General features: G+C 39.0%; 10 protein-coding genes. 8 read left to right on the top strand and 2 right to left on the bottom strand.

Annotated elements, in window-relative coordinates; translation table 11 throughout:
* Positions 1-2: 2 nt before the first annotated feature.
* On the top strand, positions 3-233 hold the full coding sequence (locus tag JJN12_RS11490) for a hypothetical protein (protein ID WP_208429819.1): 231 nt from the start codon (positions 3-5) through the stop codon (positions 231-233).
* Here the strand turns inward: JJN12_RS11490 and JJN12_RS11485 are convergent.
* Complete coding sequence (locus JJN12_RS11485; protein WP_208429818.1) at positions 218-820, bottom strand: hypothetical protein; 603 nt, start codon at positions 818-820, stop codon at positions 218-220. The two genes, JJN12_RS11490 and JJN12_RS11485, sit on opposite strands and share 16 nt — an antisense overlap.
* 271 nt (positions 821-1,091) lie before the next feature.
* On the opposite strand from JJN12_RS11485, the gene JJN12_RS11480 reads away from it, so the two are divergent.
* From JJN12_RS11480 to JJN12_RS11455, 6 genes are all read left to right on the top strand, one after another.
* Positions 1,092-1,421: a hypothetical protein gene (locus JJN12_RS11480; protein ID WP_208429817.1), complete on the top strand. Its 330-nt coding sequence runs from the start codon at positions 1,092-1,094 to the stop codon at positions 1,419-1,421.
* 550 nt (positions 1,422-1,971) lie between these two features.
* On the top strand, positions 1,972-3,474 hold the full coding sequence (gene galT / locus JJN12_RS11475) for a UDP-glucose--hexose-1-phosphate uridylyltransferase (protein WP_208429816.1): 1,503 nt from the start codon (positions 1,972-1,974) through the stop codon (positions 3,472-3,474).
* Positions 3,475-3,492: 18 nt separating this feature from the next.
* On the top strand, positions 3,493-4,065 hold the full coding sequence (locus JJN12_RS11470) for a phosphatase PAP2 family protein (RefSeq protein ID WP_208429815.1): 573 nt from the start codon (positions 3,493-3,495) through the stop codon (positions 4,063-4,065).
* 13 nt (positions 4,066-4,078) lie between these two features.
* A complete protein-coding gene (locus tag JJN12_RS11465; RefSeq protein ID WP_208429814.1) occupies positions 4,079-4,936 on the top strand; it encodes a DMT family transporter in 858 nt (285 codons plus the stop codon).
* A 137-nt stretch (positions 4,937-5,073) separates the two neighbouring features.
* A complete protein-coding gene (locus JJN12_RS11460; RefSeq protein WP_208429813.1) occupies positions 5,074-6,867 on the top strand; it encodes a heme NO-binding domain-containing protein in 1,794 nt (597 codons plus the stop codon).
* A gap of 225 nt (positions 6,868-7,092) precedes the next feature.
* On the top strand, positions 7,093-9,081 hold the full coding sequence (locus JJN12_RS11455) for a methyl-accepting chemotaxis protein (protein ID WP_208429812.1): 1,989 nt from the start codon (positions 7,093-7,095) through the stop codon (positions 9,079-9,081).
* A 767-nt stretch (positions 9,082-9,848) separates the two neighbouring features.
* Here the strand turns inward: JJN12_RS11455 and JJN12_RS11450 are convergent.
* Positions 9,849-11,096 carry an IS110 family RNA-guided transposase gene (locus JJN12_RS11450; protein WP_208429811.1) on the bottom strand — a complete coding sequence of 416 codons (1,248 nt, stop codon included), beginning with the start codon at positions 11,094-11,096 and terminating at the stop codon, positions 9,849-9,851.
* Positions 11,097-11,413: 317 nt separating this feature from the next.
* Between JJN12_RS11450 and JJN12_RS11445 the strand changes: the two genes are divergently transcribed.
* A complete protein-coding gene (locus tag JJN12_RS11445; protein WP_208429810.1) occupies positions 11,414-12,754 on the top strand; it encodes a DUF4885 family protein in 1,341 nt (446 codons plus the stop codon).
* Positions 12,755-13,051: the final 297 nt, after the last annotated feature.

Here is a 13,051-nt window from a genome sequence, read left to right as displayed (position 1 = left end):
TTATGGATAAGAAAAAACAGATGATAGAGTATATGATTCAGGATTTAGTAGAAATGATTTCTGAAGAGCAAAATTTGGACTATGATTTTGCAATGCGATTATTGTATGATTCAGAACTGTATAACAAGTTATCAGATACCGAAACAGAACTTTACAGGGAAAGCCCTGCCTACGTATATGGATTGTTTCAAGATGAACTTAACTTCGGACATATAGTTCAGGCGGAAGTATGAAAAAATATAGTAAAGATAGTATAGGCTATAAAATTCCCCAAGGTCTTATACCTGATATTAAGTTCACTTTCATTGTTCTTGGCTATATGGTAAAGTGACTGTCCTTTTTTTATGCGTGGCGAGACTATACTGTTTATCCTTGTTATGACGTAAAGAGTAAGGTCAAAACCATTTTGTGATTGTACAAGGGTATCACAGTAAGCTAAATGAGCCTTTTTAGCATCATAGATATGTTTTTCCAGACGGCAGTATCCTCTTTTTGCACATCTGTTGCATATCTTTATAGAGGAGCCGTTCCAGTGTTCGCAGCTTCTTTTGTTATAATATTCACAGTATTTTTTGGCAAGGTGGCATGAGCGGCATTTTTTATTAAACTCTTTGGAACCGCATACATGCTTAACATTACATCCATTATAGTCATTGCAGTCACAGGTATTAGGTATTTTGACAAGTGAATGCTTTTGTATTTCTCTTAAAATGGTAGAAGGGGATTTTTCGAGGAAATCAGCAATACTTCTTGCAACAATATCTTTCAATGTAAATGCAACAGAGGCACCTGTCAAAGTAGGTGCAACACCATGTTGCATTTAAGTTGAAAAACTACAACAAATAACAATTTTCAATTTAGCACAGTACTATCTTGCCATTTTTCTTTCATTACATTATAATTAGTACAAACTTTAATTGAATGAATTGTAAGCTTGAAACTAAAAAAGCATGTATTTTTACCTTAACAAGCATAATTTTAACTAATGGCATGTTTGCGGGTACATCAAATACACTTGCTTTAGCAAATATCAGAAACACAACCTCAATAGCAAATGCTATCAGAGAAATTTTAGAATGGAGATTATTTTAATGATTAAAGTTAAAGAAAGCGATTATGACTTAACACTTAAAAAACTGTATGAAGAGCATAAATTATTGGTTTCTTCCTTATTTGAAATATTTGGAGATGAAATTAAATCAGCTAGTCTCTTTTGCCTTGAAAACGGTATAAGCATTAGAGAAAGAGATAAAATAATTTTATTACTTATTAAATTTTCTGCTAATCACAGTATATATGAATTGGATTTTTGGAAGGATACATTAATAACAGGAATCCCGATATTATCTGAATTGGATGACAAAGAATTTCAAAAGATGCTTATCCTTTTTAGTGATTATTATCTAGCTTATAAAAAGTGACGGCATTTCTGCTGGCACTTTTTTTCTATCAGAAAAAATACTATAATCAGCCTTGCAAGTGTAGATTTCTTTTGTTTACCACATAGTAAACAGGAGCAACGGATACATTCCGAATTTGGAATAATTAAAATCCATACTAATGAGGACTTTCATTCTTCAAATAACAACATGAAGGTGTTAGTTTTAAAAATGTTGTGTTGGTGCTTGTTTTTGCTTATAATTATACAAAAAAGGCGAATGTAGCCATTGTAGGCTTATGTCGTCACAAAAGGAGATCATTGCATATCTTATGATGATTATATTAAGCTTGATAATAAGCATTATCCTTGACAGATTTAAGAGAAATATTGGGAATTTTAGAAACAAAGGTCGCACAACTTAACATACGCTTATGGAGAACAGCTTAGCCGCTGTTCTCTTTCGCTTAGTTGTGAATAAACTTAAACATTATATTTACATAGAGTTAACAACTACCTACTTGACCTTGGCTGAGATTTGTAGATAATAGAAGGTGTTAAACACCAACATTTTTGAGACTAAGGGGAACATTATGATTTATAAAGCAATTGACAGATTGATTGGATATGGACTTAAAAAAGGATTACTTGAGAAGGAAGACATTGATTACACTAGAAATAAGCTTCTCTACACCCTTTGCCTGCCTTCCTACGAAGGAAATGGGGAGATAGGAGAGTGTAAGGAAGAGCTTTGTGATATTCTTACAGACATCATAAGCTATGCAAAGGATAAGGGCTTAGTAAGCGACTCCATTACCGAGCAGGATTTATTTGACACAAAGGTTATGGACTGTCTCCTTAGCAGGCCTTCCGAGATAGTTAGAAAATTCAATGAACTGCTTAAGAAAAGCCCTAAAGAGGCTACAGACTGGTACTATGACTTTAGCAAGGCTACCAATTATATCAGAGAAGACAGGATAGTTAAGGATGTGAAGTGGCAGGCTGACTCTCCTTATGGAAAGCTTGATATAACCATCAACCTCTCAAAGCCTGAGAAAGACCCTAAGGCCATAGCGGCAGCCAAGAAGCTTGTGCAGACAGGCTACCCTAAGTGCCTGCTTTGTAGGGAAAATGAGGGCTTTGCAGGAGATATGAACAAGCCTGCAAGGGAGAATCACAGGCTTATACCACTTACGCTGTCGGGGGAGAATTATTTCTTACAGTATTCCCCTTATGTGTATTACAATGAGCACTGCATTATCTTAAATGAGGGGCATGTTCCTATGAAGATAGACAGGGCGGTCTTTTTAAAGCTCCTTGAATTTACGGAGAAATTCCCTCATTATATGGCAGGCTCCAATGCTGACCTCCCTATAGTTGGCGGCTCCATCCTTACACACGACCATTTCCAGGGAGGAAACTATGAATTTCCTATGGCAAGGGCAGGGCTTAGAGAAGAGGTATGGTTTAAGGGCTATGAGGATATTAAGGCAGGAGTTGTAGACTGGCCTATGTCTGTTATCAGGCTCACAGGAAAAGATTATAAGAAAATATCTGAACTTGCAGATAAGATACTTGGCATATGGAGAGGCTACTCGGATGAGGCTGTAGATGTGCTTGCTGAGAGTGACGGAGAGCCACACAACACTATCACTCCTATAGCAAGGAGGAGAGGAGAAGACTTTGAGATAGACCTGGTACTTAGAAACAACAGGACTACAAAGGAATATCCTCTTGGTATCTTCCATCCTCACGATAAGCTCCACCATATCAAGAAGGAAAATATCGGTCTCATTGAAGTTATGGGACTGGCAGTGCTTCCCGGCAGGCTTAAGTCTGAGATGGACAGCCTAAGGACTGCGCTCCTTGAAGGCAAGGACATAAGGGAGGATGAGGTGCTTGGTAAGCATGCTGACTGGGTGGATGAATTTATGGCTAAACATAAGGACTTTAATAAGGATAATGCAGAAGAGATAATAAGACAGGAAATAGGACTTGTATTCTCTGAAGTTCTCACGGATGCCGGTGTTTATAAGGACGACGAAAAAGGAAGAAAGGGAATACTTAGATTTATAGAGAGGGTAAACTCTCTGTAGTTAAGTTACGGGTAATGAATGATAGAAAGTTTATTGAATTTTGAAGGCAGTATATTGCTGTTTTTGCAGGACAATGTGAGAAATCCCATACTTGATGCGATTCTAATACCATTTACCTTGTCAAACAATGCGGGCATATCCTGCATACTTTTAGTGCTTATTTTTCTCTACTTTAAGAAACTTAGGAAGGTAGGCATACTGATGCTTGCTTCGCTAGTCCTTGAGTTTATTATTGCAAACCTCGTGCTAAAGAACCTGACAGCAAGAATCAGGCCCTATGAGGTGATACAGGGGCTTGCCCTCCTAGTCGGACGGGCACCTGATTTTTCCTTCCCTTCGGGGCATACGGGAAGTGCCTTTGCAGTAGCTGTGGTTATCTTCCTTAAGATGCCTAAGAAATACGGAATCCTTGCGATTGCACTTGCCTCGCTGATGGGATTTTCAAGGCTTTATGTAGGTATCCACTATCCTAGCGATGTAATCGGAGGAGTGCTTTTAGGAATCATCACTTCACTGACTGCGATTAAGTGTCTGCCGGACTCTTCTCCTATTATGAAGAGGTTTGCAGGCGAAAGCATTGAAGCAGCTTAAAAGGAGCAAACTGATGAATATTTCATCCAAACAAAAAGGAATACTATTTATCCTTCTGGCAGGATTTGGCTTTGCCCTTATGGGACTCTTTGTCAATCTTGCAGGAAGTATCCCCACCCTGCAAAAAGCCTTTTTTAGAAACATTGTCCCTGTGTTTATCGCAGGGGCAGGGCTTAGGGGAATTAAAGGTAAATTACATATAGACAAAGGCGATTTGAAGTTTTTGATATTAAGGTCAGGCTTTGGCACACTTGGCATAGTCTGTAATTTTTATGCCTTAGACCACCTAAAGCTCTCAGATGCCAATATGCTAAATAAGCTCGCACCCTTCTTTGTTATTATCTTCTCATTTATACTGCTTAAAGAAAAGATAAGCATATTCCAGGGAATAGCCGTATTTGGCGCCTTTGTAGGAGCACTTTTTATAATAAAGCCAACAGGCAATGTATCCATGTTTCCTGCCCTCATAGGTGCACTTGGAGGGGTAGGAGCGGGAGCCGCCTATACCATGGTTCGTATCTTAGGCAAGAGAGGGGTAAATGGCAGCCTCATTGTATTCTTCTTCTCGGCATTTTCCTGTCTATTCTGCCTGCCTTTTGTAGCAATGAATTATGCCCCTATGAGCCTTTATCAGACTGCCATGCTTATTCTAAGTGGTGTGGCTGCGACCGTAGGACAGCTTGCAATCACGAAGGCTTATTACTACGCTCCTGCAAAAGAGATATCAATCTATGACTACAACCAGATAATAGTGTCAGCCATTCTTGGCTTCATCTTCTTAGGCCAGCTTCCTGATATGATGAGCTTTACAGGCTATGCCATCATCTTTGCGATGGGCTTATGGATGTATTTCTATAATAAATCAAAATAATCCTTCACATTTTGTGAAAAATGCGAACTAAGTTTTTTCTTAATATTAACCGATATAGTCATGGGGTGTGAAACTCCATGACTTTTACATTGTGAATTATGAAGTTATTATTAATTAAATATTAAGGAGAAAAGCTTATGAAAGGTACTGTTGTAGCCTCTTGGATGACCTCTGGAAGAAGACTTTTCGGAGACAAGGTAGTAAATGAAGCCTTTGAGAAATACGGATTGAAGCCGGATCACATTTTTTCCCCACTTGAAGACGTAGATGATAGTATGGCACTCGGAATGGTAGAGTACTTAGGACAGAAGACAGGAAACAGCCACGAGCAGATTTGGGAGATAATGGGAAGGGAGAATATAAGAACCTTCGCGAAATTCTATCCGGGATTTTTCAGACACGAGAATGCATATCATTTCTTAAAGTCAATGAATGATGTGCATGTTATAGTAATGAAGAGATTTAAGGGGGCAACTCCTCCTGCACTTGACATGACACCTATTGATTCTCATAGGGCACAGCTTGTGTACCGCTCTAAGAGACAGCTGGGGGATTATCTTAAAGGACTCTTAAAGGGTGTATTTGCACATTTTAATGAAAAGGTAGATGTAAAGATAATCAGCCAGAACGGACCTGAGCTTAAACTTGAGCTTACCTTTGAGAAGCCTATTTCTTATACGAAGAACTATAAGTTAAACAAGGCTCTTTCACTTGGCTTTATTAAAAATAATGTAGCAAAGACTTCACTCTTTACCATGCTTGGAGTGGGAGTGGCAAGCTTTGCCTCCTTTGGTTTTGGCTGGGAGCCGGCTGTTGTTACCTTGGTTTCAGGAATTGTACCTGCAGTTTTAGGTTCTCTCTTTGCAAGACCTGTAAGAGAGCTCCGTGAAGAGATTGAAGACTTAAAGAAGAGAAGATTTATCACCCATATGATACTTGAGAGTGGCGATGAATATGAAGAGCTTGCCGGAGAAATATCACAGGTAAAGGAAGTAGTACAGAAAGACTTTATCGACTTCAATGCTGTGGTTGATGAGATGTACGGCTTTAACCACTCACTCGGTGAGATTTCAGGCAACATGAGAAGCACCTCCGATAATATCAAGGGCATAATGGGCAAGATAACTGAAGATACAAGCAGACAGGCAAGTGAAACTGAGCGCCTTGTAAATGTCTTAAATGGAAGTGTACATAATATCACTGAGATATCTGAAGAAAGTCAGGATAATAGAGTAAAAATAGAAGATGCTATGAAGGGTATCGAGGAAAGCTTTGCAGGAGTTAAGAAAACTGCATCAGAGATAAACGGAGTTCTTGACGGGCTTGGAACAATTAGAGAAAGCGGTGCTGAGCTTCAAAATGATGCAGACAAGATGGTTCAGATTGTATCTATAGTTTCGGGTATAGCAAGCCAGATTAATCTTCTCGCACTCAATGCTTCCATAGAGGCAGCAAGAGCAGGAGAAGCAGGAAAAGGCTTTGCAGTAGTAGCAGAGGAAGTAAGAAAGCTTTCAGTAGAGACAGATAAGGCTGTTGAGGAAATCAACAACAACCTTACAGGCTTTGTATCTAACATGAAAGAAGTAGTATCAGGTATAGACAATCAGTATCAGGTACTTGCAGCAGAAAATGAGTCGCTTGATAAGGCTGTAGAAACATCACAGGTATCAAATGACAATCTTCAGGCAGTATCTGTGCTTATGATTGACAACTCTAAGAAGCTAAACGGTGAGGCAGAGTCCATCACAGAGCTTTTTGAGAATATACAGACACTTACCTCAATTGCTGACGAGAATTCATCAGCCGTAAGCGAGGTAAATGGCAGCGTTGGACTCTATGTAGAGCAGATTAAGGAGCTCTCACACCAGATTGGCGTATTCGACACTATGATTGAAGAGTTCAAGAACAGCTTAAGCAAGTATCATACCTGATTAACCACAAAAAGAACCGGAGCAGATATTGTATGAAAAATATCGTGGCAGACCTGAGGGAAAATATTGTAATAATTATTTTGTTTGTTACTATTTTAACAAACCTCATTTTTTAAGGGCTTGATACGGAAACAGCAAGATGTTTCATGAGTATTTATAATAAAGTGTTCTAAACGGCTTTATATTTTTAGAAAACAGAAAATAATATATTTCAGGAGGATTTTTATGAAGATTAAAACAAGGATGTTGCTTTTCATCGCATTGCCTATACTTATGGCTATTCTGCTTATTGCGGGAAGCTCATATGTATATTCAAGCAGAATGGTGGAGAATCTAAGCAAGAGTGAAATGTTGGAAACAGCTAAAAAATATGGCTCAAACTTGGAGACATTCATTGCTAAACAGATTGCAAATGTAGATATGCTTTCAGATAGTATTACTATGTCTGACTTATCTGATAAGGAACTTTATAATGAATTGATATATGTAACTGATAAGAATAGTGAAATCCTTGCGGCCTTTGCAGGATTTTCAGATAAGCGCTTCTTTAACGGAAGCCAGTTGCCTGTACCTGATGACTATGACCCCACAACCAGAGACTGGTACAAAGATTCCATGAAATCTGATCACCCTTATGTATCCATTCCTTACACTGACGCAGCAAGTGGAGATACTGTAATTACAGTTTCAACCCAGATTAAAAAAGATGGAAAGGCTATAGGTGTTCTTGGTTTAGATATAACCATGAAAACTGTAAATGAGCTTGTAAACGGTATTAAGCTCTACGATACAGGCTTTGCCTACATCATTGACAGTGAAGGATATATCGTATCCTATAAGGATTACGAGCCTTCTGAAGAGTTTGGTAAAATAGAAGATGGAAGTAAAGCTGACTTAGTAGACACCATTCTTGAAGGCGATGATGAGACATTTTACTCAGTAGAAGATGGTATAAAGAGAGTAAATTCTAAGTACGGGATAATAGGAACTGATTGGACTTTGGTTGTAAGTGTTCCTGAGTCAGAAGTTATGGGAGAAGTACATAATTTAAGCCTGTTTATGATAGGTATTGGCGCGTTCTTCTTCGTACTTATCTTAGGTCTTCTCCTTTGGATAATCAAGTCTATCACAAGTCCTATAGCAGCACTTGGAAAAGACATGGAGAAGCTTGCAGACTATGACTTTAGCGAGGAAGTTAAGGCAGGTATAAGCAAGAATTCAGGAAGAAAAGACGAAATTGGCTCTATATCAAGAGGTACTGAGAAGGTAGTTGAGAGGCTTAGAGACATCGTACTTAACATCAGAGAGGTGTCAGGTCATATTCACGACGTATCTAATGAGATTGCAGACAATGCAAAGAGTACTGCAAAGGCTTCTGATGAGCTTACCAAGGCAGTTGACGGCATTTCTATAGGAGCTATGCACCAGGCAGAAGATATGCAAAGAGGTACCAAGGCTATGCAGAGCATGGGCGAGGCGCTTAGGGCAAACGAAGAGTCTATGGTAGAGCTTAACCAATCTTCAGATGGTGTATATGATGCCAAGGAAAAGGGTATATCTGCTATTAAAGACCTTATAAACACTACCGCCAAGGTTGAAGAATCAGCCATGAAGGTGAGTGAAGTTATAGTAAGAACCGATGAAGGCGCTAAGAAGATAGATGAAGCAAGTACAATGATTAAGTCAATAGCAGGACAGACCAACCTCCTTGCACTAAACGCGGCCATTGAGGCTGCCAGGGCTGGAGAGGCAGGAAAGGGCTTTGCTGTGGTTGCTGATGAGATCAGGAAGCTTGCAGAACAGACAGATAAGTTTACTGAGGAAATCGTGGTGGTTGTCCGCAACCTCTCAGAGAGAACCAAGGAAGCTGTAGACATAATGGAAGAGGTAAAGACAGTCGTTGGCGAGCAGGTTACCTGTGTAGATGAGACAGAGAAACAGTTTGTATACATCTCCGATGAGATAGATGTAACCAAGACCATAATAGGCAAGTTAAATGACTCAGAGAAAGAGCTTGAAGATGCAAGAGGAGAGCTTTCCGAGATAGTTGAAGGGCTGGCGGCTGTATCTGAAGAAAATGCTGCTGCTACTGAGGAGTGTCTTGCATCTGTTGAAGAGCAGGCGGCGTCAACCTCCATTATCGAGAGCTCTGCTGAGAGACTTCCTGAGATGGCTAAGGGACTTGAAGAGGCAGTACAGAAGTTTAAGCTGTAATATGCTGCTTGATTCAATAGCAATAGTAATGCACATGTGTGCGAGCACACACTTTTTTATAAACTTATGCAGGATTGCGCTAAATTAGCTTTTAGTAATCCTTGGCAAAAATACAGGGCTATGGCAAAGTGAATTGCAAAAGTAACTTCCACACCTAAGTTTAAATTTTATATTTCAGCTACGGTGTGGAATTTACTTTTTCAAATAACAGTTTCAATATTTAGCGGAAGTTTTAGTTGATATAATCCTCCATTCAGGGTATAATCTTTGCGTGTTAATTTGGGTTTTTGCATAACTTAATTATACACCAGCAGCCAGACTTTTAGGAGTCTGGCTGCTGTTTTTTTAGGGAAAGGAGCTGGGAACTAGTTCTTTGAACTACCTTTTTAGGCAATAAACTTCGGCATAATTTACAATAAAAATTATATAACACACAAAAGTTAAGACGGTTTTTCGTTAACATTTAAAAATAGCGAACGAAATATTATAAATTTTTAATTAATCATCTTAATTTTTATAGAAAATATCCGATATAATGAATGATAGGTTAATTTATAAACAGATTTTATTTTAAGAAAGTGAGGGCTGTTTATGAAAGCAATTGTGACACTAAAGGAAGTAGACTATATTTATGATATAACTTCTGACTGGAATTTTAGGTAGGTAAGATTGAAAATGAAAAGTAGAGGGTATCCATTCCCTTAATCGCATGACAAACAAGCCATCTTTCGGTGGCTGCTTTAAAAATTGAATATTAAAAGTTAAGGCTATGCAGTTGCTGACTTGATTTTATAACCTTGATTTCTTGCGATGATAATTGCCTGTTCTACCGTGATTTCCCGGTCAACAGGAGGCAAATCGGATTTCCGATAAAGTTCCGCATTATAGGTTTCACCATTCTTCAGCATATGATATAATGCAGTCAGAAGCATTCTTGCAATGGCAATGATTGCTTTCTTGTGACCGCGACGCTTTTTGAGACGGAGATAGCGGTTGCGAATTTCCGGATGCTTTTTGCTGGTAACAACAGCATTTGCACACTGGACCAGTAAAGGTTTGATATAGCATCCGGCCTTGGAAACCCGGACAGATTTTTTCTTCCCTGCACTTTCATTGTTGGTCGGAGTAAGACCGGCCCATGAGCATAAGTGTTTCGCCGAAGGAAAAGCCTCCATGTTGGTACCGATTTCGGAAATGATTCCGATGGCAGTAAAGTCGCTACGGATACCGGGAGCGGTTTGGAGAATGGCAAGTTCCTGCTGATAGGGAGCGGCGAGCGCAAGAATGAGTTCTTCAAGCTCTGCTTTCCGGGATTCCAAGCTTTCATAATGAGCTTTGATTACCTTAAGTTTGCCGGCTTGTTCCGGAGTGATATAACCGTCAATAGCGTCACGGAGTTCAGGAAGTTTCTTTTTCAAACTTTTGTAAACAAGGGGTTCAAGGTCAAAAGAGGTATCTGCGGGATTTTCCAAAAGTTTATCCAGTATCGCCTGAGCAGATTTGCCGAAGGTGTCCGAAACAACGTTTCCCAACTGGATATTGGAAACCGTGAGACAGTTCTGCAAACGATTCTTTTCGCTTGATTGAAAGCAGGTCAGTTTGAAACGGTAACGCATAAGGTCACGGAGCTGACGGATGTCAGCGGGCGGCATAAAGCTACCGGCAACAAGATCATGCTTGAACAGGTCAGCAATCCATTTGGCATCTTTCTTGTCAGTTTTCTTTCCACGGATAGCCTTAACATATTTGGGATGAGCAAGGACAATCGAACAGTCATTTTCTAAGATATTATAAACAGGAATCCAATATTTACCGGTGGATTCCATACAGACATCCTTGCAATTCCGTTTGAGTAGCCATTGTAACAAAGTTTTCAGACCGCTCGTGTAGGTAGAAAACCGGTGGCTCTCATAAGAAGTGACACCTTTATCGTTCGTAGAAGCGATACAGGCAACTACAAAAGTTTTGTGGACATCAATACCACAACAGATTTTGTACACGATTTTTAAAGCCATAGGGACTCCTTTCAGAATCAGAAGATTCATTAGAGATTATAGGGAGAGACGGCATTGACTGAACGCCTAAGCCATAAACGAGATTGTTTATACAAAGATAAGATTACGTGTTCAACGACACACTTATTTGTGCTTGAAAAGGCGTACTACACATATAAATATGCGGTCATCCGGCAAGCCGGACAGCCCACTCACCTCCCCGTGATTTGTAGTATACCGAGTTCCCTACAAGAAGAATTATAAATAAAAAATAGGCTCAAGGAAACATTTTCATAACGTTTTGTGCCTTGAGCAAAGCGAAAGGAATGGAAATAAATATGGATATTACAAGGACTACTACGCCTAACGCTGGTAGTCCTTCCTACCAACTGGAAGGACGAACAGCTCAGAATTCATATAAGGGACCGTCAGTAGAGTTAAAAGACAAAATTGATAAAATGTATGAAGAAATCAATCGCAAAAACAAGTCTTTTGCTGATCCAGAAGATCATATACGTAGAAAATATTTCGACCCAACCTACTTACACTATCAGGTTTTAGATGGTAATCTTAGTTCAGGAAATCGTATGGATGCATATATTAACGAGATGAAAGTTTTAAAGGGCGGAAAACCTAATGTTTCTGTTATAGACTATGCTTACCGCGGCTATGAAGCACCTAGAATTCATGGAGAAATAGAGAGCTTTAGAAGAGCTATTCATGACAGGCTTAACATGGACTTTCAGGTATCTAAACTCTTTGAAGAAAATGGCATTCGTATTCCAAACGGAGTTTCCCTGACCTTTAGGAGCGATTTATATACTAAGAGGATAACTGTTTTAGGAAAGATAGATGATAATTTAAAACAAAAGATTGAAACTGTTTTAAACCAAGGAAAGAATGCTGATGTCTTATCATTGCATATTGTTCAGTCAGCTTCATCCCTTGGGAAGTCTGAGCAGTACAGCCTTGAAAAGAGCAGGCTTTGGAATTTAGCCAATAAAATTTACCGTTATACCGGCTATGATATGAGGGATTTGGAAGCAAGGGACGGCAGCTTTTTCACAAAGGATGGAGAGAATATTCTAGAAAAAGTCGCAGAGGGCGTTAAAAATGCAACCAAAGGCAATACTCCGACCGAACAGAGGGCAGCATTAGGCCTGTTAAGGTCAGATGTGAAATACTTTTCAGAAAAAGGTATTTATAAAGAAAATGCCTTTACTGATATTGAGTTTAAGGATGGTCACTTGCTTGATGTACGGCAAAAATATAAATACGGAGTAGGGCAAAATGGCTGGATACACGATATGGCAAAGGAAAAAGGAGTGGATGATTATGAGCTTTCTAAGGACGGAATCAAACTCCTATCTAAAGGAGAGCCTTTTACAGTACCTTCCGGAAAGATTGCAGCCTACCAAAAGACACAAAAAGAAGATGATTTACCGCTACATAGAGTTATAAAGAAGGCTCTTGATGAGTTTTTTGATAAAATTAAACTTGATATACCTATGGGTACAAACCTTAAGATTTTTTATGATAAAATGCCACATAAACTTTTTGTATATGGCATACACAGTAGTGTGATTTCTGATATGGTAAATTCATCTATCAATCAGAATAAAGAATTTCTGGATTTGTTTTCAAAGTTGTCTATGGTTAATTTTTCTAAAAAAATATAACCTGCCATAATCAGCCTTACAAGCATAGTTCTCTCTTTTTTACCGTATAGCAAACAGGAGCCGAGGATACATTCCAAAATTCGGAATAAGTAACTTCCGCCCCTCCCTTATTGTGGTATGAGAACTCATCTTGTAACCGGAAATACCGGTTTATCTCTTATTTTTTCTTGGACGCATTCTTACAGTACGTGGCATGTCAATGTTTCTGTCAGGGCATCCATTACATACATAAGATGGCTTAAGAAGCAGTTTGTATATAAAACCTTAACCTGATGAATCTAACCCAATATATTTTAA

It is taken from the genome of Catonella massiliensis (genome assembly GCF_016651435.1).
GTDB classification, from domain to species: Bacteria; Bacillota; Clostridia; order Lachnospirales; family Lachnospiraceae; genus Catonella; species Catonella massiliensis.
This window is presented reverse-complemented; position numbering and strand designations above follow the sequence as displayed.